Annotated in this window: 16 protein-coding genes and 3 pseudogenes; all 19 read right to left on the bottom strand. The window is 57.7% G+C overall.

Annotation, left to right across the window (positions count from 1 at the left end; translation table 11 throughout):
* A pseudogene (locus D3H35_RS07790) lies at positions 1 to 181 on the bottom strand (PucR family transcriptional regulator ligand-binding domain-containing protein); the annotation flags it as partial.
* Between the two features lie 107 nt (positions 182 to 288).
* Positions 289 to 984, bottom strand: coding sequence for an amidohydrolase family protein (locus D3H35_RS07785; protein ID WP_119148510.1), 696 nt, complete (start codon positions 982 to 984; stop codon positions 289 to 291).
* A complete protein-coding gene (locus tag D3H35_RS07780; RefSeq protein ID WP_119148509.1) occupies positions 968 to 1,504 on the bottom strand; it encodes an amidohydrolase family protein in 537 nt (178 codons plus the stop codon). The genes D3H35_RS07785 and D3H35_RS07780 overlap by 17 nt, the downstream gene beginning before the upstream one ends.
* 27 nt (positions 1,505 to 1,531) lie before the next feature.
* Entirely contained in the window at positions 1,532 to 3,607 is a 2,076-nt protein-coding gene (locus D3H35_RS07775) for a Rid family hydrolase (RefSeq protein ID WP_119148508.1), read from the bottom strand.
* Positions 3,604 to 4,437, bottom strand: a complete 834-nt coding sequence (locus D3H35_RS07770) for an alpha/beta fold hydrolase (RefSeq protein WP_119148507.1) — start codon at positions 4,435 to 4,437, stop codon at positions 3,604 to 3,606. The genes D3H35_RS07775 and D3H35_RS07770 overlap by 4 nt, the downstream gene beginning before the upstream one ends.
* 3 nt (positions 4,438 to 4,440) lie before the next feature.
* The gene (locus D3H35_RS07765) at positions 4,441 to 5,673 is read right to left on the bottom strand and encodes an aromatic ring-hydroxylating oxygenase subunit alpha (protein WP_119148506.1); all 1,233 of its coding nucleotides are present in this window, start codon (positions 5,671 to 5,673) and stop codon (positions 4,441 to 4,443) included.
* A 13-nt stretch (positions 5,674 to 5,686) separates the two neighbouring features.
* Positions 5,687 to 7,024: an amidohydrolase family protein gene (locus D3H35_RS07760; protein WP_119148505.1), complete on the bottom strand. Its 1,338-nt coding sequence runs from the start codon at positions 7,022 to 7,024 to the stop codon at positions 5,687 to 5,689.
* Positions 7,025 to 7,055: 31 nt separating this feature from the next.
* A complete protein-coding gene (locus tag D3H35_RS07755) occupies positions 7,056 to 7,790 on the bottom strand; it encodes an SDR family NAD(P)-dependent oxidoreductase (protein WP_119148504.1) in 735 nt (244 codons plus the stop codon).
* Positions 7,791 to 7,815: 25 nt separating this feature from the next.
* Positions 7,816 to 8,700 (bottom strand): C45 family peptidase, encoded by an 885-nt coding sequence (locus D3H35_RS07750; protein ID WP_119148503.1) that lies wholly within the window; start codon positions 8,698 to 8,700, stop codon positions 7,816 to 7,818.
* A 14-nt stretch (positions 8,701 to 8,714) separates the two neighbouring features.
* Positions 8,715 to 10,142, bottom strand: coding sequence for an 8-oxoguanine deaminase (locus D3H35_RS07745; RefSeq protein ID WP_119148502.1), 1,428 nt, complete (start codon positions 10,140 to 10,142; stop codon positions 8,715 to 8,717).
* A gap of 126 nt (positions 10,143 to 10,268) precedes the next feature.
* Complete coding sequence (gene ggt / locus D3H35_RS07740) at positions 10,269 to 11,873, bottom strand: gamma-glutamyltransferase (protein ID WP_378125200.1); 1,605 nt, start codon at positions 11,871 to 11,873, stop codon at positions 10,269 to 10,271.
* A 1,366-nt stretch (positions 11,874 to 13,239) separates the two neighbouring features.
* Positions 13,240 to 14,249, bottom strand: a pseudogene (ftsY, locus tag D3H35_RS07735) (signal recognition particle-docking protein FtsY).
* 82 nt (positions 14,250 to 14,331) lie between these two features.
* Entirely contained in the window at positions 14,332 to 17,460 is a 3,129-nt protein-coding gene (smc, locus tag D3H35_RS07730; RefSeq protein ID WP_325050027.1) for a chromosome segregation protein SMC, read from the bottom strand.
* A pseudogene (locus D3H35_RS32165) lies at positions 17,415 to 17,903 on the bottom strand (AAA family ATPase); the annotation flags it as partial. The gene smc and the pseudogene D3H35_RS32165, both read right to left, overlap by 46 nt.
* 9 nt (positions 17,904 to 17,912) lie before the next feature.
* Positions 17,913 to 18,653, bottom strand: coding sequence for a ribonuclease III (rnc, locus tag D3H35_RS07725; protein WP_119148501.1), 741 nt, complete (start codon positions 18,651 to 18,653; stop codon positions 17,913 to 17,915).
* A gap of 79 nt (positions 18,654 to 18,732) precedes the next feature.
* Positions 18,733 to 19,974 carry a beta-ketoacyl-ACP synthase II gene (gene fabF, locus D3H35_RS07720; RefSeq protein ID WP_119148500.1) on the bottom strand — a complete coding sequence of 414 codons (1,242 nt, stop codon included), beginning with the start codon at positions 19,972 to 19,974 and terminating at the stop codon, positions 18,733 to 18,735.
* 78 nt (positions 19,975 to 20,052) lie between these two features.
* The gene (gene acpP / locus D3H35_RS07715; RefSeq protein WP_119148499.1) at positions 20,053 to 20,286 is read right to left on the bottom strand and encodes an acyl carrier protein; all 234 of its coding nucleotides are present in this window, start codon (positions 20,284 to 20,286) and stop codon (positions 20,053 to 20,055) included.
* A gap of 129 nt (positions 20,287 to 20,415) precedes the next feature.
* On the bottom strand, positions 20,416 to 21,168 hold the full coding sequence (gene fabG / locus D3H35_RS07710) for a 3-oxoacyl-[acyl-carrier-protein] reductase (protein ID WP_119148498.1): 753 nt from the start codon (positions 21,166 to 21,168) through the stop codon (positions 20,416 to 20,418).
* A gap of 47 nt (positions 21,169 to 21,215) precedes the next feature.
* Complete coding sequence (gene fabD, locus D3H35_RS07705; protein ID WP_119148497.1) at positions 21,216 to 22,151, bottom strand: ACP S-malonyltransferase; 936 nt, start codon at positions 22,149 to 22,151, stop codon at positions 21,216 to 21,218.
* Positions 22,152 to 22,161 lie beyond the last annotated feature (10 nt).

Genomic DNA, 22,161 nt, shown 5'->3' with positions numbered 1-22,161 from the left:
TTTGTCTTTGATCAGAAAAGCCGTCGTAAAAACCATTTCGCCTTCCTTGATCCATTCCGTTATATCCGGAGCGTCCATAACGTTAACCGACCGAATGATTCGAGATTTGCCCGAGGCCGGCGATAAGCCGACCTTCGGAGAGGGGGTAGACCGACAAAGCTTGCTCGACCGTCATCTGCATGGCCCATCCCCCTTCACCTATCGAAATGTCAATATATCTAACATATTAGAGGTTTACCGGATTTATCAAGATATTACGTTAGATAATATTACATAAATGGCGATTTATCATAATTTTATGCCATTTCGCCACACTTTGCGCTCTCGCGGACGATCGTATAAAAGAGCATTCGCTCGGCGAAGACCGCGCCTTCGATAAGCACAAGCTCTGCATCCAATCCGGCTTTTTATTCCGTAGTCCGTCATTCTAAGCGCCTCCGCCGCGCGTTCGGTGCACATCCCAACGACGGCGGCGTCCTCACGACTGCCCATATATGCCGTCTGCGCCAGCAACAGTCCGATATCGAGCGGATCGCCGGTTCCGAACGGCGTGAACGCATTGCGCATATTGTTCGTACCGAAGCATACGTTGACTCCGGCATCGAGCAGCGTCCTTACGGGAGCCAGTCCGCGCCGAGGACGAGCCGCGTCTCCTCTGCCGTTCAAGTAGAGATCCGTCGCGGGCAAAGCAAATACGGAGATTCCCGCCTCCGCCATATCGTTCGCCAGCCTTTGCGCCGTCTCCGGTTCCGCCGATCCGAGGGCGGTCAGATGACCGACCGCTACCCGATTTTGCATCCCGAAGCTTTTCGTCAATTCAACGACATCGGCAATAGCCATCGTGCCCGGATCGTCCGAAAAATCGAGATGAAGATCGATCGGCTTGCCCCATTCCTCGGCCAGCCGGAAGACGAACTCCAGATGCTCGCGGGAATCGCGGTCGTTGTAGGGCACTCCGCCGACCGCATCAACTCCCGATCGCATCGCTTCGCGAAGAAGACGATCGGTTCCCGACGACTGAAGATGCCTTCCTGCGGAAGGCAACAAGCTGAATGCCGATTTTATCCGCGTAACAGCGACGGATATCAAGCGCCGATTCCAAGCTCATGAGACCTACAATAGGATCGATTTCCACATGCGCCCGCAGACGGGTTACTCCGAAACGGGACGCCCGATCCAAGGCGAGCTCGGATCGGGCGGTAATGTCTTCCGGCGTATACGACGACTTCAATTCGGCGGTCATCGCAATCGCTTCCGCCACACTGCCGGCGGGACGAGGCATGCGATTCGAGAGGAACGCCTTGTCCAGATGAATGTGCGTCTCGACCAAGCCCGGCAGAAGCAGCGCCCCTTTCGCCCGCAGCATCTCTCCCGCCAGAACGGCGCGCCCCGGTACAGACGGCTCCACATTCACGATCTTGCCGTCCGCGATTTCAATGTCCCACAGACCTTCCGCGTCGTATCGGCAAGCTTCGGCTATCAAGCCGCTCCATTTTCCGCCCATCGAGCCGTCCTCTCCCTTCCCAAACAACTATTTCAATTGAAAAATTCCGCCCCATCGATTCGCCAAAGAAGACGCATCGACCGCGGCAAGCCGAAGCGCCTGCCACGCCGTCACGGATACAGAATCGAGCACCGGTATACCGTGCTTTTCCTCGTATGCAGCAGCCAAGGACGCCGCATTCATGTTCGTGCATACGACCGCGACCGCATCGGCGCCCGCTTCGGCCACCTGGTCGATCATGCTCCCGATTTCCTCGAAGCCGACATTAGCGAATTGCTCGTTCACGTGCAATCCGCTGCACCGATGAGCCGCGCAGCCGATTCCGCTCAACGAATAGCGCTCGACAATCCTTTCGTTGACGTCGACCGTATAGGGCGTGACGAGGCCGATTCTCCTCGCTTTCAATGCCGAGTAAGCTTCCTCGAACGCCAGCGTCGAAGTCGTAGCCGGTATCCCGGTCTCTTCCCGAATACGGCGACAAAGCTCGATATCGTAATCCCGGCCAAGCCAGCTGCCCGCCGTTCCGTTCCATACAATGACATCGACGAGCGCATCGGCCAGCAGCTTCGCCGCCTCGACCATCGCATCGACGGAAAATTGACGATCCGAATCGTCTCCCAGCTTGATCGCCGTCACCCGGATTCTCGAATAATGAACCGTTACCCCTTCAAGCTCTGCCGTCAGCTTGCTCGTCACCGGCTCGAGCACCGTATTGGACGAAGGCGTCAGCATCCCTATTCTCGCCATCGGCTCACCCTTCCGCGGATCGTACAGCACGAGATCGGCCATGACGACGCAGCCGGGAACCCACAATTCGCGATTGATCTCGACGATCGTGATCGCAGGCTTGCACAGTCCCGAAAAAGCGGCCTCCCAGGCCTGCATCGCCCCCGCCAAGTAACGCAAATCGGTAAAATACAACGTAGCCTTAACGGTTTGATCGATCTCCACTCCGGCGGCATCGGCTATCTTTCCGGCCTTCTCCAGCACGAACGCCATTTGCTTGCGCCCAGGGCAATCGAAGTACGGCAAGCCGGGAGCGTTCTGCGCGTCCTTCGCCAGTCCTTCCGGTCCGGTGGCCATTAAGCCGCTGAAAAACACCAAATCGTCCGCGCGCATCGCGGGAGGCTCCTTGCTCTTCGGCATCCAGCCGCCGCGAACCGCCGAACGCGAAGATGAGGCTTCCGGCATGAGCAGGTCCATGCCGATTTCGACGCGGCACCCTTTGGCGCCGATTTCGACGTTCGGAACGAGAATGCGGGCGGGCGCCTCGAACGGATCCGGGAACCAGGCGGCCCATACGTCTTCGAAAGCGACGTAATCGGCCGGATCAGCCAAATAGACATAGGCTTTGACCGCAAGGCCAAGTCTCGTGCCAGCCGCTTCCGCCACCTTGCTAAGCCGCCCCAAAATATAGTCGGTCTGCTTCGCGACCGGTTCGTCTCCCCAATACAAGCCGCTGGAACGCGCTTCCGGCGCGAGCGAATGAAGCTCGCCCTCATAGCCGTTCTCCCCCCAATTGCCTTTCCAATCGGAGGCAAGATCGCCGGACAGGAACACCCAATGGCCCAGCCTGACGCCTTCTGCATACCCAGACGCCGGCTTCGGCAAGCCCGGCGCCGACACAGGAACGGGCCTCTCCCCTTCCGAGGCGAACCTCGCCGTAAAGTCCGCTTCGACCTTCGCCCCCTCGACGATGAGGTTGCGAACTCCGATGCCGGTGCTCGGCGGGCTGTAGTCGCCGAAAAACTTCTTCTTCTCCTGCACGTAACGCTTATTGTTGACCGTCAAGCTTCCTCGCTCGTATCGTTCGTCCATCTCGGCGCGGTACCATTGATTGACCCGGACGACTTGTCCGCGCGGCAGCTCCGCCGCATCGGCGATTTGACCGGTTCTTCCGTACAAATAAGCGGCCTGGTTCCGGAAAGCGTTCTGGTAATGCGGGAACGCATCCGGAACTTGCGCTTCCGGCGCAAGTCCCGTCGTCAAATCCGACGCGGACTGCCCGGACACGAACAACCAATCGCCCGCCCGGACGGCAGGACTATAGGGAATAGCCGGTTTAGGCATGCCCTCCGGCCATATCGCTTTCGCTCGTTTCATGCTCTCGCTCCTTCATTGTCCATTGAAGTTAAAAAATCGCGCACCGTTTGCAAAAAGAGGGCCGGGGCGAGCTTGTGAATCTCGTGTCCGATCCCTTCCAGACGAGCCGTTCTTACTCGCGGATTGATCTCTCGAAGCTGCATTTCCGCCTCCATGCTTATGAACGGAGCGCCGCCCGCGGCGACCAATAGCGCGGGCACGCTCAACATCCGATAATACGCGTGAAAAGGATCGGTATTCATGGCCGCATGCGACTGCTCGATCGCCTCCAGCGAGCATCCGCCAAGCTCGCGGGCTTTGCGCTCGTAATCGAAATCGGGCGACGTGTAATAGGAGCGGAACGTCGCCATATCTCCGCGCTCAAGCGCACGCTTCGGCTCGACGAAACGGGAAAGCGGCACCGGAAAAGGTGTCTGCCCCGGCCCGCTGAGCGGAGGATCGATCAACAGGACGCCCCCGACTAACCCAGGGTACAACGCCGCGAACGCAGCAGCGACCCTCGCGCCCATCGAATGACCGACGATTACCGGAGCTTTCCCCGACCAGCCGTTGCAAACGGCAAGCAAATCTTCCGTGTAATTCGCGAGCCGGTAACCGCTCATAGGCTTCGCGGACAAGCCGCGCCCTCGCAAATCCATCGCCGCTGCGAATATCCCATCCGGGAGCTTGCGCATGGCCGGCTCGAACGCCCGTGCGTTCTCGGTAATGCCGTGCAGGAACAGTACGGGCCGGCCCTTCGGATCGCCGCATCCGATCAGATGAAGCGAGCCGTCCGGGCCTTCGACATCCCATTCGAGCAGCGGCAGCTCGTCAATTTTTTCATCCGCCATCGATCAACCCTTTGCCTTCGCTTCGGCGAACGCCTTCGGCGGCTCAAGCTCAATGCCTTTATCCTCGAGATAGCCGTAATATTTCTTCGCCAGCCACTTGTTCAATTGAGGCAGCGTTCGCTCCAGAGCAGCGTAACGGCCGCGGCTCGCAAGTCGCGAGGAGAGTCCTTTTTGCAAGGAAGCGTTGGCAGCCAGATCCTGTTCGTTGATTTCCTGGATGCTGTCGTTCGCAAGCTTGTACCGTTCCTCGAAGTCCGGCAGCGCCACCGTCTCCGGCGGATACATGAGCCCGGAGCGGAACAGGATGCCGTCGTGGCCTTGCGGCAAAATGATATTCCAGAACACCTGGTCCGGCATCAGTCCAAGCGTTAGCATCGGCGGCACAGTCGCAATCGTCATCCGCTGGCGCTGCTCGTCGGTCAGCGTGCTAATGGCAGGGAAATTAGCCTTCATCTCCGGAGAAAAGCCCGCGTCGATGTGGGTAAAGCCCGTCGGATGCATAATTTGACCGTCGCCGTCCTCGTAATCGATGAAGCCGGCCAGCTGGCTCGGCGCGAAATCGTGCGGCCCTTTGTGAAGATAGTTCGTATGATAAGGTTCAATCGATGATTCAATCATAATTTTCCAGTTCCACCGGCAATCGTCGATGTCGACGAACGGCATCGACACGAGGTCGTTCACCCGGTAGTTCGCCATTTCCTCGTCCAGCTTCGTTAGCGTCGGCGCAAGCGGGGCGGCATCCGGATCGAAATTGCAGAAGATGAATCCGTTCCAGATTTCCGTCTTGAGGCCGGGCAGCGAATGGTCGTGGCGCAAAATATCGAACGGCTCGATTCGGATCATCTCCGGCGCGGATACAAGCTCTCCATCCAGTCCGTATGTCCACCAATGGAGCGGACAACGGAAATTTTTGCAATTGCCGCTGCCTTCCGCCACCAGATGCCCGCGATGCTGGCAAACGGCGGAAATAACGTGAATGTTCATTTTGCTGTCGCGTGATACGATGAGCGGGTCTTCGTTTATCTTGATCGTGAAATAGTCGCCAGCGTTCGGAATCATTTCCTGGCGGCCTACGCACAGCCAGCTGCGGGCGAACACCGCTTCCTTCTCGAATTCAAAGAAAGACGGGGACGTATAGCATTCCGCCGGAAGCGAACGGGCCTCCTTCGACTCAATTAAGGAAGGGCCAAGCTGAGAGATGACGCCAAGAACTTCTTCGTTCGGTTTGTATGCCACGTTGGGTTCCTCCTCAGACGGGAATATAAGGCTCGCGAAGCACGAACAGCTTTTCGGCGGCTTCCTGCGCTTGAAGCCGAATCGCTTCCGAATTGTCGGTCAACAGCACCCGGTCGCGGACGATCGAGCGTCCCGCGATGAACGTATGGCGCACGTCGGCGCCGGAAGCCGAATAGACAAGATTGCTGACGATGTTATTGTATTTGCCGGACAAAAAGGGAGTCAGGTGCGGCTTGCGGTAATCGACGACTATTAGATCGGCTTGCTTGCCGATTTCGAGCGAGCCGATTTCCTTGTCGCGTCCGAGCGCCTTCGCCCCGTCAATCGTCGCCATGCGGAGAGCCCTTTCGGCAGTAACGACGGAAGCGTCAAGCAGTCTCGCTTTTTGCAGCAGCGGGACGAATTTAAGCTCCTCCAGCATGTCGAGGTTGTTGTTCTCCTTCACGCCGTCCGTTCCGATCCCCACCGTCACTCCTTTTTGGAGAAGCTCATGAACCGGAGCGATGCCGGAAGCGAGCTTCAGGTTGCTGACCGGACAATGCGCCACCGACGTTCCGGTTTTGACAAGCAAGTCGATTTCCGGATCTTCGAGCCAGACGCAATGCGCCAGCACCGTCCGAGGTCCGAGAATACCTCTGTCGAAGAACAGCTCGACCGGCCAGAGCCCCGTCTCCTGCTTGAGCTTGCGAGCCATTTCCCATGACTCTTCGCCATGGGTATGAATGCCGGTGTCGTATTTATCGGCGAGGGCGGCCGCTCTCCGGTACGCATCCTCCGTGCAATACGTCAGATGCTCAAGCGCAAACCAGACCTGAATGCGGCCGTCCGCCGTGTTATGGCGCTCCTCGACGAGACGGACGTTCTTGTCCAGCGTCTCGAAATAATCCATGCCCGGCTTGTCGACGACATAAGGCGCAAGCGTCGCGCGAATGCCCAGCCGCTCCGCCGCGTCCGCACAACGGTGCATATAACGGTACATGTCCATAACGCACGTCGTTCCGGACAACAACGCTTCCGTATAGCAAAGCTTGGCCGCGGCCTCTGCGATCTCCTCGGTAAGCGCCCGGTGCTTCGGATCCACATGCTTGGCCAGCCATTCAAATACAGGCAAATCTTCGGCGGTGCCGCGAATGAGGCCGGAATGCAAGTGCAGGTTCACAAGCCCTGGCAGCACTGCGTGACCGGCCGCATCCAGCTTTTCCACGTTCGGATAACGGGCCTCCAATATGTCTGTCGGTCCGATGTCGGCAATACGCGACCCTTCGATCAGTACCGCCCCGTTCTCTATCACTTCGTCGGACGAATTGACGGTAAGCACCGTCGCACCCGTTATGAGCAGCGAAGATTTCATGGATAGGCCAGCCTCCTTTTACATAGTAGATTTAATGGATCGTATACCCGCCGTCCGCTATCATTGCGCTTCCCGTTACGAACGAGGCGAGCGGACTGCTCAAGAACAGAATGCAATTCGCGATTTCTTCCGGCTTGCCCAATCGACCGATCGGATGCATGCCGACAAGATCGTCAAGCGTCCCTTGCGGACCTCGCCTGCCTTCGAATTGACGCCTCAATAGCGGCGTATCGACAGCTCCGGGGCAAATGCAATTGACGCGGACGCCGTCCGCCGCGACTTCCAGCGCCAGGCTGCGGGTAAAATTGACGACGGCCGCCTTCGCCGCCGTATACGCCGTGAACGAGGACGCGCCAACGAACGCTAGCTGAGAAGCCGTATTCACGATCGCTCCCCTCGAAGCCTTCAGCTTCGGAAGCGCCGCCTTGCTGCACAAAAACACGCTTTTCAGATTGACGCCCATCACCCGATCCCAAGCGGCTTCGCTCGTGTCCTCCAGCTCTGCTACGCACTCGATGCCGGCGTTATTGACCAGTATATCGAGCGTATCCCAACGGGACTCGAGCTTGGCAAACGCTTCGTCCACTTGTCCGGAGTCGGAAAGATCGACAGGGATTTCGATGATCGTTTCCGTCAGGCGCTCCTCTTTGAAGGAAATATCGAATACGGCTACGCTGGCCCCCGCTGCGCGATAAGCTTGAACCGCGGCCGCTCCGATGCCGGAAGCTCCTCCGCAGACGAGCACCTTTTTTCCATGCAACTCCATTCACCCCGACCGCCTCTCTCCGTTGTTATTCGTCGAATGAAAGCTTGCGCCACGCCGATCGGCAAGGCTGTCCGAGCGTATAGCTCATCGTTCCAGCCGACAGCTCCCAGATCATTCCGCTCATCGTCACATGGGGAATGGCTGCGTTGGATCTTCCTCTTACGATGCCGTGCGCGCATATGCTGCCTTGTCTGTTTACCGGATCGGCGGCAGCCATTCCGTTATCGCAATGGGACTGGGAGTCGACGTAGGCGTGGGAAGACAACAACTGACGCAGCGCCTTTCTCGCATCCGGGGGCTGGATATCCCGTTCCGTCAGAAATCGCAGCGTATCCTCCGCGCTTTGCAGCCGCTCGTTCCGATCTTGCGCAATATCCTCGCTCATCGTCCGCTGCTCTTCGCGAAATAAACAGAATGCTTGATTGCTGCGGGCGACCCAGCGTTGATTCGTGGCATCCTGCACCGCAACCCGGCCTCGCGAATGCTCGAATACGAAGAGGGAGCCTTCCGGATCGGCGATAATATGGCAGCCCCCAATGGAGAGCTCGCGCTCTCGCTCGAATACATCGTTCATGACGGCTAATGCTTCGCTCGCCGTTCGCGCCTTAGCCAGCGCTTCGCCTTGCGCCTTGCCGCGCAAATCGCCGCTCCAATACCGGCTGCCGTCGGCGCCTTCGTTCTCGGGATCGGCATAGTCGAAAAAGCTGCTGATCAGCGCGACACCCTTCTCGTTCATGCCTGCGTTAACTCCGAGCTGGGGGAAGAGCCCGTAGGCCAGCGACGCAAAGCCTTCCACTCCGCCCGTCCGGCCGTGCCAATAGCCTACCGGTGCGGAGTCGGAGTTTTTGAAGCCGTATACGTGAGGCAAGCCTCGGTCGTCCCGGCATACGACAGCTCCCGTCGTGCACATCGCTCTCGCCCCTTTTATCCGACCGGATACTTGCCTTCCGTACGCATCCGGGAATAGTCGATTTTCGTTCGCAGCGCCGCTTCGTTAAGAAGACGGAACGAGGCTGCTTGCGCCTGGATGGCGGCCTTTTCCTCGTCCACGTTGACGAGTCTTCCGTCCTTGACGACGATTTTGCCGCCGACGATCGTCATATCGACCGTCTGGGACAGTCCGGTCAACACCGGCAAGGCGCCGTCGTCGTGCAAAGCGCCCGCGAAGCCGAGCTGCCTCGAATCGATCATGAACAAGTCGGCCGCTTTGCCGACCTCAAGCGATCCGATATCGTCGGCCCATCCGAGCACTTTGGCCGAGCCCATCGTCGCCAGATGCAAGCAATCCTCGGCGCCAATCGCCGTCGTCCCGTGCATCAGGTTGTGCAAGAGATGGGCGATTCTCGCCTCCGACAGCATGTTGGAGCCGTCATTGGACGCCGAGCCGTCTACTCCGAGGCCGACGTTTACGCCTGCGCCCAGCATTTTGACGATCGGCATGACGCCCGAGCCCATCTTCATGTTGCTGGTCGGACAATGGGCAACCCCGCAGCAATGGGAGCCCAGCCTATGAATTTCCGCGTCGTTGAACCAAATGCCGTGAGCGTACCAGACGTCGTCGCCGACCCAGCCTGTCTGCTCCATGAATTCGAGCGGACGCATCCCGAGCTTTTCCAAACAGAAGCGATCCTCGTCCTGCGTCTCGGCTAGATGCGTATGCATCCGGACGCCGTAGCTTCTGGCAAGCGCAGCCGATTCGCGGAGCAAATCTCCCGTAATCGAGAACGGCGAGCAAGGAGCGACGCCTATGCGAAGCATCGCGAATCGATTGGAATCGTGATACGTCTCGATAAGCCGTCTGGAATCGCGCAAAATGGTTTCTTCGTCCTGGCAAACCTCGTCCGGAGGAAGCCCTCCCTTGGAGCGGCCTAGACTCATCGAGCCTCTCGTCGGATGAAACCGGATGCGCAGTTCCTGCGCCGCGCGTATTTCTTCGTCGATGAGTTCGCCCGACACGCCGTTCGGGAAACAGTAAAAATGGTCCGCGGCGGTCGTACATCCGGTTTTCAGCAACTCTCCCAATCCGACGACAGCGCTAATATGAATATCCTCCGGACGCAAATGACGCCAAATATCGTACAGCGTCACGAGCCAATCGAACAGCTCCGTCTTTTGGACAAAAGGAATGTTGCGGGTTAAGTTCTGATACAAATGGTGATGGGTATTGATGAGGCCGGGATAGACGATCTTTCCAGTCGCGTCGATAACCGTGTCCGCCGTCTCGTAAGGCAAATCGTACCCGATGGCCACGATTTCCTGACCGACCGCATAGAGGCTTCCGCCGGGAAATCTTCGCCGCTCCCCGTCCATCGTAATAATGTTTTTTGCATTTTTGATTAATAGCGTCGACATCCTGGTTTACCTCCGCGATTCAAATAGTAGAACGGATCTTCGTGCTGCCAGTCGGTAGAGTGGAGTGTCGCGTTGCCTCTGAGCGGAGTGTTGTGCTGCCAGCCGACAATAGCGGGAAACGCCCTGCTACCAGCCGATCACGCTGCCGTCGCCTCGCGGATCGGCGGCTCCGCTGATCGTTCCCGTCTCGTCGATCAATATCCCTTGCGATTGTCCCATGATGCCGTCCCATTCCCGCACCCGCTCGACCTTGTGGCCCAGCTCGGACAACCGCTCCTCAACCCCTGCCTCGAAGCGCGGCTCGACCTTCAACGAATCGTCTTCAGACCCCCACGTTCTCCCGTACACCCAGCGAGGCAGCTCAATCGCTTCCCGGATCGACAAGCCGTAATCCAACACTCCGGTCAACACCGATAGCTGCGTCTGCGGCTGCCCTTCTCCCCCCTGTGTCCCGGTCAAAATGTAAGGCTTGCCGTCTCTCGCTACCATTCCCGGCATTAACGTGTGAAACGACCGTTTTCGCGGCTCCAATACGTTCGGCGCCGACGGATCCAAGGAGAAGAACGATCCGCGGTTCTGAAGAATGATGCCGGTGTCTCCAGCCATGTAGCAGGACCCGAAATCGAAATACAAGCTTTGAATGAACGATACGGCATTCCCTTCTTCATCCACGATGGCGGCATACGCCGTATCCTGTCCCATCGGTATCGATGCAGAGCCCGCTTCGCCGCCGAGACCGGCACCTTCCATCCGAATCGTTCGGAACAGCTCTTGCGCAAAAGGTTTGGACAGCAGCTTATCGAGCGGGATGTTATTGAATTCCGGATCGGTCAAGTAGCGGTCGCGTTCGACAAAGGCTCGCTTCACCACTTCGGCGGCAAGGTGATAGAATTCAGCCGAGTGCCTCGGAACATCGGTTAATTTCATATTTTCGAGCATATTCAACATCATAAGCAGCGAAAAGCCTTGCGAGTTGGGCGGCATCTGATACACGTCGCAGCCTCGATAACGAGTCTTCAGCGGCTCCACCCATTCTCCGCGATGCTCCGCAAAATCCCGTTCGCCAAGCAGCCCCCCGTCCTGACGGACGGCTTCGACGATCCGCTTCATTAACGTCCCGGTATACATGGCGTCGCGACCTTCCCGTTGCAGCGTGCGCAGACTCTCAGCCAACTCCGGCTGCAGGAGCGCGCTGCCTTCGCGCGGCACTTGCCCGCCCGGCAAGTAGGTTTTCTTCATTCCCGGATCGCAGCTTAACAGCGACTCATCCTTGGCGATCCACTCCGCCAAATTGCGAGAGATCGGGAAACCTTCTTCCGCATAGGCGGCGGCAGGCTCGATCAGCTTGTGCCACGGCAGCTTTCCGCCTTCCCGCCACACGCTCCACCAAGCATCCGCCATTCCAGGGACGGTCAAGGCGCTCTCGATACCGCGATGGGGAATTTCTTTGCGCCCTTTGCTCTTGAAATATTCAACGCTTGCGGCAGCCGACGATCTTCCGCTCCCGTTGTAGCCTCTATATGTTTTTCGGGATGCGTCGTACAGGAGAAAAAAAGCGTCTCCTCCGAGCCCGGTCATGTGTGGATAAACGACGGACAACGCCGCGCTAACCGCAACTGCCGCATCGTAGGCGTTTCCTCCGCCTTGAAGGATGGAGCTGCCTACCGCCGTTGCCAAATAGTGCGGCGTAGCCACCATGGCGCGTTTTACTTTGGGCATGATGTTGTTCAATCAAACACCCTCCTTCGCTTACTGGCGACCGCAGTTCACCGTTTCGTTGTAGAAGATAGCCTTATTCTAGGTTTGTAAAAAGGGTTCATCAACAAAATCGCAGCCTTTTTGTTAGATTACATAACATTGAACAGGCATTTTGGTTCCGATGCACGAATCCCTGATCCGTTCATGTAAATATATATGACAAAATATGATTTATGGCGGGTTGCGAGGGGGGGAAGATGTTGAATGGCTGGTGTCATCAACTGTGGCCGGCTACTGGGGCTGAACACTCTCGATTGGTGTGTTTAACCGGCTGTGGGCGGGCTACTGGGTCGCGCGCTCTCGATTGGTGCGATTAACCGTATGTGGGGGGCTACTGGGTTTGCGCGCTCTCGATTGGTGCGATTAACCGTCTGTGGGGGGCTACTGGGGTTGCACATTCGAGATTGGTTTGAGTAACCGGCTGTGGGTGGGCTATTGGGTTCGCGCGCTCTCGATTGGTGCGATTAACCGTCTGTGGGTGGGCTATTGGGTTCGCACACTCTCGATTGGTGCGATTAACCGTCTGTGGTGGGCTACTGGGTTTGCGCGCTCTCGATTGGTGCGATTAACCGTCTGTGGGTGGGCTACTGGGGGTTGCACATTCGAGATTGGTTTGAGTAACCGGCTGTGGGTGGGCTATTGGGTTCGCACACTCTCGATTGGTGCGATTAACCGTCTGTGGGTGGGCTACTGGGGTTGCGCGCTCTCGATTGGTGCGATTAACCGTCTGTAGGTGGGCTACTGGGGGTTGCACATTCTCGATTGGTTTGAGTAACCGGCTGTGGGTGGGCTATTGGGTTCGCACACTCTCGATTGGTGCGATTAACCGTCTGTGGGTGGGCTACTGGGTTTGCGCGCTCTCGATTGGTGCGATTAACCGTCTGTGGGTGGGCTACTGGGGTTGCACATTCGAGATTGGTTTGAGTAACCGGCTGTGGGTGGGCTATTGGGTTCGCACACTCTCGATTGGTGCGATTAACCGTCTGTGGGTGGGCTACTGGGGGTTGCGCGCTCTCGATTGGTGCGATTAACCGTCTGTAGGTGGGCTACTGGGGGTTGCACATTCTCGATTGGTTTGAGTAACCGGCTGTGGGTGGGCTATTGGGTTCGCACACTCTCGATTGGTGCGATTAACCGTCTGTGGGTGGGCTACTGGGGGTTGCACACTCTCGATTGGTGCGTTTAACCGGCGGCGGGTGGGCTACTGGGGGTTGCACACTTTCGAGTGGTGCGTTTAACTGGCTGTGGACGGGCTATTGGGGTTCACCACACATTCTAAAAACAAAAAAAAAAGACCGGACAGGAGCTAATGCTCCGCCGGTCGTTAACTATCCTTCTTCTATTCGGTTTGTTCGTCGTCCGCAGCTTCCTGGGTGCTGGCGACGCCCGAGAATAGCGCATGCACGAATTGCTCGGGTCGAATTGTTGAAGATCGTCCATCTTCTCGCCAAGTCCGACGAATTTGACGGGCAGCGACATCTCGTTGCGGATCGCAATAACGATGCCGCCCTTGGCCGTGCCGTCGAGCTTAGTCAGCACGAGGCCGGTCACGCCGCTTTTCTCGCCGAACAGCTTCGCTTGCTGAAGCGCATTCTGGCCCGTCGCGGCGTCGAGAACGAGCAACGTTTCGTGAGGAGCGCCGGGAATTTCGCGTTGAATGACACGGTGAATTTTTGCGAGCTCCTCCATCAAATTCACTTTGTTCTGGAGCCTTCCGGCCGTGTCGCACAGCAGGACGTCGACGTTCCGCTGCTTCGCCGCTTTAACGGCATCGTACATAACCGCCGCAGGGTCGGAGCCGGATTCCTGACGAATAACGTCCACGCCGACGCGCTGTCCCCATACCTCAAGCTGTTCGATCGCCCCGGCGCGGAACGTATCGCCAGCCGCCAGCAGAACCGATTTTCCCTCCTGCTTGTAGCGCCAAGCTAGCTTTCCGATCGTCGTCGTTTTGCCGACGCCGTTGACACCGACGAACAGAATGACCGTAATGCCGCCGTCCGGATTGCTCCGCAGCCCCGTATCCTCGCCATTGCCACGCAGCATATTAACCAATTTTTCGGACAGTATCGGCTGCAGCTCGGAGGCTTCCTCGATTTTCCGTTTTTTCACTTCCGCGCGCAGCTCGTCAATAAGCTCCATAACCGTATTGACGCCAACGTCGGCGCCAATCAAAATCTCCTCCAGCTCCTCGAAAAAAGCTTCGTCGATTTTTTTGCGCCGGAAGATGAGCTCCTCCACCCGTTCCACGAAAGCGGAGCGAGTCTTGGACAACCCTTCCTTGAACTTGTTCGTTACCGCTTCCGTCTTGGAAGCTATGCTTTCCTTCAATCTCTTGAAAAAGCTCATTCCACGTTTCCTCCAACCCGAGCCCGCCGCAGGCCAAACGGCAACGGGCATCGTTCTCTCTTCTATTAGGTTAGGGCAGGCATTACGCCGTTACTCCCATGATTTCCGCTTCGTCCTCAAGCTGAACGGAGACTAGCTTCGATACACCGCCCTCTTCCATCGTTACGCCGTACAGCCGATCGGCTTCCTCCATCGTTCCTTTGCGGTGAGTAACGACAATGAATTGCGTAGATTCGCTGAATTCGCGCATGTATTGGGCATACCGCGCCACATTCGCCTCGTCCAAAGCGGCCTCGACTTCGTCAAGCACGCAGAAAGGAACCGGCTTTACGTTCAGAATCGCGAATAATAGGGCAATCGCCGTCAAAGCGCGCTCTCCACCGGATAGCAGCTGCAGGTTTTGCAGCTTTTTGCCCGGCGGCTGCGCGGTAATATCGATACCCGTATCAAGCGGCTTGTCCGGTTCGCTGAGCACCAGATCCGCCCGGCCTCCTCCGAACATCCGAGAGAAAACGACGACAAAATGTTTGCGGATTTCTTCGAACGTCGTATTGAACCGCCGCGACATCTCCTCGTCCATCTCGCGAATAATGCCGTGAAGCTTCGCCTTCGCGTCCAAAAGATCCTTCTCTTGGCCGGACAAAAACTCGTAGCGTTCGCTTACACGCTTGAATTCCTCGATAGCTCCGAGATTGACGTCGCCAAGCGCGGAAATCTTCCGCTTCATATCGCGCACCTCGTTCTGGGATGCGAGAACATCTTCCGGCACGGGGTATCGCTCTTTCGCAAGCTCAAAGCTGATTTCGTACTCCTCGCTCAGCTTCCGAAGCAGGTTGTCCAGCTCGACGTCGAGACGGCCTTCGGCGATTTCGGACATTCGCAAGCTTTCCTCCGCCGCTTTCAGCTTCGCCCGCTGCTCCTTCGTCTCGCCTTCCTTGCGTTCGAGATCGCGCAGTCTTTCCGCCCGATCGGTCCGCTTGAACTCGATTTGCTCGGTCAAGCCTTGTTTTTGCAACCGCAGCTCGTTAATCCGTTCCTTCTGGCTGACGGATTCCTCGTTCGTCCGGGACGTCTCCGCCGCGTTCTGCTCAAGCGATTCCCGAAGCGTTCCGCATTCGGCAACCAATCTCGTCCGTTCGGAACGAATACGACCCGATTGTTCCTCGACGGAGCTCAAATCCTGTTCCATCCGGGCAATCGCTATTTTCAGATCGGTAAGCGCGCTTTGAAGCTCTTCCTTCTCGGATTGGCTTCGCTTGCGCAGCTCCTCCGCTTCGCGAATCCGGTTTTGCAGCTTCTGCTCTTCCTCCGAGTGCTGCTTAAGGCGATTTTCGGCCGCTTCCCGCAAAGCATCGAGCTCCCCGGCTTCGGTCGCGAATGCGGCTCGTTCCCCAGCTACCGATGCGCGTTGCTCTTCAAGCTGGTTCTCCTCGTGCTTAAGCTGTTGGCGTTCCGCCGCGACCTGCTGCTCGTTCATTCGCTCGCGTTCGCCCGCTTCGCGCAGCTGCTCGATATTTTGAGCGACTTCGGCCAGCTCTTTTTTCAAGTCGTCGACTTCGGCTCTTGCGGCGATTTTAGCCGCTTCGGTGTCGGCGATTTCGCGTTCCAGCTCGTCCAATTGCCGCTGGCGGCCGAGCAAACTCGACGACTTTTTCTGCACGCTGCCGCCCGTCATCGATCCGCCCGGGTTGACGACGTCCCCGTCGCGAGTTACGACGCGGTAACGATATTGGAGCCGCGAAGCGATCTTGTTAGCCTGCTCCAGCGCTTCGGCGATCAGCACGTTGCCGAGCAAATTGCCGAAAATGCCCGCATAGCGCGGCTCAAAGCCGACAAGCTCGGAAGCGATGCCGACGAATCCTTCCGTCTGCTCCAGTACGCGCCGGTCGCTTTCGCCCAAATTTCTCGCTCGCATAACGTCGAGAGGAAGGAACGTCGCGCGGCCGCCTTGCCGCTGCTTCAAGTAAGCAATTGCGGCGCGGGACGCTTTCTCGTCTTCCATGACGATATTTTGCAGAGCGCCGCCAAGCGCCGTCTCCATGGCCGTCTCCAGCGCCGCCGGAACCCGAACCAGCTCGGCGACGGCACCGTGAACGCCGTGCATCGTCCCTCGCTTGGAAGCCTTGAGCACTTCGCGTACGCCATGCTGGAACCCGTCGTAGTCATTTTGCAATTCCTTGATCGTATCGCGCCGCGACACGAGCGATTCCCGCTTTTGCTCGAAACGCCGCGCAGCTCCCTGCGCTTCCTCCAGCTTGCGCTGCACTTCGCCGGAACGTACGCCTTCCGACACATAACGGTCGCGCACGTCGGTCAACGCCCGGGTTACCGCCTCGAACCGTTCATCCAGCTCGGAACGGCGCACAGCCAACCCTTCCGAATGCTCCCGCCATTTGGCTTCGTCCTCGACGACTCGCCCCATCCGGCGCTCCAGCACCTCGCGTTGGCCTTCGCCGTAGCGAATGTCGTTGCGGGCTTGCGCCATTGCGTTCATCGTTTCGAACAATTCGGCTTTAAGCCGGTCTTCCGCTTCGGTGCTTCCGTCCGCGAGCGCCAGCTTCTCTTCTTCCAAGCCGAGCGTGCCGGTCATTCCCGTCAGCTCGTCCCGAAGCTTGACGCGCTTGTCCCGGAGCACTTCCTCCTCGGCGGATACTTCCGCAAGACGGCTTTCGGCCGCCGTCAACGACTCCGTCAACCCTTCACGGTTGCGCTTCAGATTCGCGCTTCTTTCTCCGAGCAGCTCTCCGTACCCTTCCGTTTTTTCCGTCTCTTCGCTGCACCGAAGCAGCTCGTCCTGCAGCCGTTCGAGAGTCTCCTCAAGCCTCAGCAACGCTTGACGGTCTTCTTCCAATATCGCATCGTGAGAGCTTACGAAAGTGGAAAGAGCGGTCTGCTCGTCCCGCAGGGCGGCAAGCTTCTCTTGCGTCTGCGCCCAAGCAGTGTGCACCCCTTCGATTTGGTGGACGTAGAGGGCGATTTCCTTTTGCTTGAGATCTTCCTTCAGCGTCTTGAACGTCTCCGCTTTTTCCGACTGCCGGCGCAACGGACCGATCTGCCCCTCAAGCTCGGAGACAAGATCGTGGATCCTCAGCAGATTGCCCTCGGTTTCCTCCAGCTTCTTCGACGCTTCCTTTTTCCTGCTCTTGTATTTGACGATACCGGATGCTTCCTCGAAAATGCCGCGGCGATCCTCCGAGCGAGTACTGAGAATCTCCTCGATACGTCCTTGCCCGATGATGGAATACGCTTCTCTTCCAATCCCGTATCCATGAACAGCTCGGTAATATCCTTGAGACGGCACGGCTGCTTGTTGATCAAATATTCGCTTTCCCCGCTGCGATGGACACGCCTGGTGACGGTCACTTCGCTGAATTCGAGCGGCAGCGCCTTGTCGGCGTTGTCCAGCGTCAAAGACACCTCGCCGAAGTTAACCGCCTTGCGCGAATCGCTTCCCGCGAAAATAACGTCCTGCATATTGCCGCCGCGCAAAGACTTGGCGCTTTGTTCCCCCAGCACCCAGCGAATTCCGTCGGATATGTTGCTTTTGCCGCTGCCGTTCGGTCCGACGACGGCGGTAATGCCACGGCCGAATTCCAGCTCGGTTCGATCCGCGAACGATTTGAAGCCGGCCAGCTCGATACGTTTCAAAAACATGGTCAGTTGTCACCCCGGTCGCCGCTCGTTAATTGTCATTCCATTCGAATTTCCGTCCGTCGCAAGCGTACCTAATGCTTGGCAAGCCGCTTGCTGCTCGGCTTCCTTCTTCGAACGGCCGATTCCTTGGCCGAGCCTCTTCTCGCCGATCTGGACGACAGCGACGAACTCCCTGTCATGGGCCGGTCCCCGCTCTTCCACAATTCGATAATCGAGCGGGCCGAGCACGAGCTGCTGGACCTTCTCCTGCAGCTCCGTCTTGAAATCCTTGAGCGGAGCCTGTCCGCCCTCCGGCAACTGAGGAAACATATGCCGCTCGAGAAAAACTCTGACGGCTTCAATCCCTTGATCCAAATAGAGAGCGCCGACGAACGCTTCGAATGCGTCCGCCAGCAAGGACGGCCGCGTTCGGCCTCCCGTTTGCTCCTCCCCTTTGCCGAGCAGCACGACCTGCCCGAATTCGAGCGCCTCGGCAAAACGGACAAGCGACGGCTCGCATACGATGCTCGCCCGCAGCCGCGTCAACTCCCCTTCGGGACGATGCGGATATGAGCGGTACAAATATTCCGAGACGGTAATTTGCAGTACGGCATCTCCCAAAAATTCAAGCCGTTCATTATCCTCGGTTCGCGCTCCGCGATGCTCGTTAACATACGACGTATGCGTGAACGCTTGCCGAAGCAAGCTCGCATTGCCGAAAGAAACTCCCGCGCGATCCTGCAATCGGCGAAAAGAGTCCGCTTCCTTCATTTCCTTCACCTCGTTTTCCGTTCATAAAAAAGATGACGCAGGCGGCAGGTGCCGCCTGCGTCGACTTCATACTCGCCGATTAGGCATCGTATTTGCGCATGATGATCGTGGCGTTGTGACCGCCGAATCCGAAGGAATTCGACAGCGCTATCGAGACGTCGGCTTTGCGCGGAACGTTCGGAACGTAATCGAGATCGAGCTCCGGATCCTGATTGTCGAGATTGATCGTCGGAGGCAATATGCCATCCCGCAAAGACAAAGCGAGAATAACGGCTTCAACGCCGCCCGCCGCGCCGAGCAAATGCCCGGTCATCGACTTCGTCGAGCTTACGGCAAGCTTGTAAGCGTATTCTCCGAACGTCTTCTTAAGAGCGGTCGTCTCCGATTTATCTCCAACCGGCGTCGACGTGCCGTGCGCGTTGACGTAGCCGATTTCCTCCGGCGCAATTCCCGCATCCTTAATGGCGCGGCTCATGCAACGCGCCGCTCCGTCCGGATCCGGCTCTACCATATCGAATGCGTCGCCGCTCATTCCGTAGCCGATAATTTCGGCGTAAATGCGCGCGCCCCGCTTCTGAGCGTGCTCCAGCGATTCCAGAATAAGCACTCCGGAACCTTCTCCCATGACGAACCCGTCCCGGTCGACGTCGAACGGACGGCTCGCCTTCTCCGGCTCGTCGTTACGGGTGCTCATCGCTCTCATCGAGCAAAAGCCCGCCATGCCGATCGGACGGATCGTCGCTTCGGCGCCGCCGCAAATCATCGCATCCGCGTCGCCTCGCTGAATCATCTTGAAAGAGTCGCCGATGGAATGGGTACCAGTCGCGCATGCGGTCACCGTCGCCGTATTCGGCCCTTTGGCGCCCGTCAGCATCGAAATCTGGCCGCTCGCCATATTCGCGATCATCATCGGGATGAAGAACGGGCTAACGCGCCGCGGTCCTTTTTCCATCAGAATCGTATGCTGGTCTTCCCACGTACCGAGACCGCCGATGCCAGAGCCGACACTGACGCCGACTCGCTCCGGGTCTGAGTTCACGCCGATTTCCAGACCGGAGTCCTTGATCGCCATCAAGCTGGCAGCCGCGCCGAACTGAACGAAGCGATCCATCTTGCGGGTCGTCTTCTTGTCCACGCCGAACGATTCCGCGCTGAAGTTCTTCACTTCCGCTGCGATCTTCGTCGTGTAGTCCGCCGTATCGAAAGCTTCGATGAGGCTCACGCCGGATTTGCCGGCCAGAATGTTATCCCAAAACGTATTTAGATCAGTACCGAGAGAGGTAACGACCCCCATCCCGGTTATTACAACGCGATGTGTCAAAACGATACTCACCTCTTAAGGTTAAAAGACGCTAAAATGTGGCGAAGTCCCGTCTTGCGAACGGGACCCGTTAGATCATTAGGCATGAGATTGTATGTAATTTACGACTTCTCCCACCGTTGTGATCTTCTCTGCATCCTCGTCGGAAATCTCCAAGTCGAATTCGTCTTCGAGTTCCATCACGAGCTCAACCACGTCGAGAGAGTCAGCGCCCAAGTCGTCTTTGAAGGATGCTTCGGCGGTCACTTCCGCCTCTTCCACTCCCAGGCGTTCAATGACGATGCGTTTTACGCGATCATAAACATCGGACATCCGGTTCACCTCCCTTAACGTATTATACGTGAACCATGGACAAAAAGCCATAGCGTCACGAGCGTTCCAAAGCTTGAAATACTCGGCGGAAGTCGGCATTTCGCGCTGCCGCCGAGCACCCGAATAACATTACATGTACATGCCGCCGTCCACGTGGAGCGTCTGTCCCGTCATGTACGAAGAAGCGTCGGAAGCCAAGTACAGAACGGCTTCGGCGATTTCTTCGGGACGACCCATCCGCCCGAGCGGAATTTCCGTCAGCATCTTTTCGCGGATTTCGGCCGTAAGCTTGTCCGTCATGTCCGTCTCGATGAAACCGGGCGCGACCGCATTGACCGTAATGCCCCGGGAGGCAAGCTCTCTGGCTGCGGATTTGGTCAAGCCGATGACGCCGGCTTTGGCGGCGACGTAGTTAGCCTGCCCCGGATTGCCAAGCGAGCCCACGACCGACGAAATGTTGATAATGCGGCCGTAACGCTGCTTCATCATGGAACGAGTGACGGCTTTGATGCCGTTGAACACGCCCTTCAGGTTCGTCTCGATGACGTCGTCGAACTCTTCTTCTTTCATTCGCATGATTAGGTTGTCACGGGTAATGCCAGCGTTATTCACGAGAATGTCGAGCTTGCCGAACGCTTCGAGCGTCTTCGCGACCATCTCGTCGAATTCGGCCGTCTTGCCCACATTAGCCTTTACGAGAATGGCCTTGCGGCCCAATGCTTCGATCGCCTTGACCGTCTCCGCAGCCGCCGCTTCGCTGCCCGCATAGTTTACCGCCACGTCCGCGCCTGCCTTAGCAAGCGCGATGGCGATAGCCCGTCCGATTCCGCGGGAAGCGCCGGTAACGAGAGCGGACTTGCCGCTAAGATCCCAATGTGCCATGGATACAAGCCCCTTTCCATCCGCTCCGATTCGTCGGTAGCGACCAATCAGGAAGATACCGATTCGGATGCGAGCGCGGCCGCGGCGGTGTTCACCGACACGATCCGCACGGATTTATCGATTTTTTTGATCAAGCCGGCGAGTACGGTGCCGGAGCCGATTTCAACGAACGTGTCGACTCCTTCGCCGATTAAATAGCGGATCGTATCCTCCCAAAGAACCGGAGAGACTACCTGTTTGACCAGAAGCTCGCGAATTTCCGCTCCGGAAGTGACCGCAATAGCGTTCACATTGGCTACAACGGGAATCTTGGCGTCGTTGAACGTTACTTTCGCAAGCTCCTCGGACAACCGATCCGCAGCCGGCTGCATAAGCGAAGAATGGAACGGCCCGCTCACTTCCAGCGAAATGACGCGCTTCGCCCCCGCTTCCTTGCCCCGCTCGCCGACGGCCGCTACTCCCGCCGCGCTGCCCGAGACGACGATTTGTCCCGGACTATTGACGTTAGCGAGCTCGACTTGTGCACCTGTCGCCGAAATATCCCGGCATAGGTTGTCAAGCGCCTCGCGCTCCGCCCCGAGTACGGCAGCCATCGCGCCGGCGCCGCCGGGAACGGCTTGCTCCATAAACAAGCCGCGCGACCGGACGAGACGAATCGCGTCATCGAAAGCGATCGCTCCCGCCGCCACCAGCGCGCTGTATTCGCCCAAGCTGTGGCCTGCGACAAAGTCCGGCTGCACTCCTTGGGACTTGTACGCTTCAAGAAGCGCAATGCTGGTCGCGAGCAATGCCGGCTGCGTGTTCGCCGTCTGCCGAAGCTCCTCTTCGGGACCTTCGAAGCTGAGCTTCGAGATCGCGAAGCCGAGCGCTTCGTCGGCTTGGTCGAATACGGCCTTGGAAGCTTGGACGGCGTCGAACGCGTCCTTTCCCATGCCGACCGCTTGCGCTCCCTGACCGGGAAATACGAATGCGATTTTACCCATTGATGAATGA

The sequence above is a fragment of the Cohnella faecalis genome (genome assembly GCF_003570905.1).
Classification (GTDB): Bacteria; Bacillota; Bacilli; order Paenibacillales; family Paenibacillaceae; genus Cohnella; species Cohnella faecalis.
Note: the sequence above shows the minus strand (reverse complement) of the source record. Positions and strands in the feature narration are given on the sequence as shown.

Coding starts and splice junctions, on each gene's coding strand:
- fabD (WP_119148497.1), bottom strand. CDS start 22,151: ATGGGTAAAATCGCATTCGTATTTCCCGGTCAGGGAGCGCAAGCGGTC.
- D3H35_RS07780 (WP_119148509.1), bottom strand. CDS start 1,504: ATGGGCGGAAAATGGAGCGGCTTGATAGCCGAAGCTTGCCGATACGAC.
- D3H35_RS07755 (WP_119148504.1), bottom strand. CDS start 7,790: ATGGAGTTGCATGGAAAAAAGGTGCTCGTCTGCGGAGGAGCTTCCGGC.
- D3H35_RS07785 (WP_119148510.1), bottom strand. CDS start 984: ATGCGATCGGGAGTTGATGCGGTCGGCGGAGTGCCCTACAACGACCGC.
- D3H35_RS07745 (WP_119148502.1), bottom strand. CDS start 10,142: ATGTCGACGCTATTAATCAAAAATGCAAAAAACATTATTACGATGGAC.
- D3H35_RS07770 (WP_119148507.1), bottom strand. CDS start 4,437: ATGGCGGATGAAAAAATTGACGAGCTGCCGCTGCTCGAATGGGATGTC.
- rnc (WP_119148501.1), bottom strand. CDS start 18,653: ATGAAGGAAGCGGACTCTTTTCGCCGATTGCAGGATCGCGCGGGAGTT.
- D3H35_RS07775 (WP_119148508.1), bottom strand. CDS start 3,607: ATGAAACGAGCGAAAGCGATATGGCCGGAGGGCATGCCTAAACCGGCT.
- fabG (WP_119148498.1), bottom strand. CDS start 21,168: ATGGCACATTGGGATCTTAGCGGCAAGTCCGCTCTCGTTACCGGCGCT.
- acpP (WP_119148499.1), bottom strand. CDS start 20,286: ATGTCCGATGTTTATGATCGCGTAAAACGCATCGTCATTGAACGCCTG.
- D3H35_RS07760 (WP_119148505.1), bottom strand. CDS start 7,024: ATGAAATCTTCGCTGCTCATAACGGGTGCGACGGTGCTTACCGTCAAT.
- D3H35_RS07750 (WP_119148503.1), bottom strand. CDS start 8,700: ATGTGCACGACGGGAGCTGTCGTATGCCGGGACGACCGAGGCTTGCCT.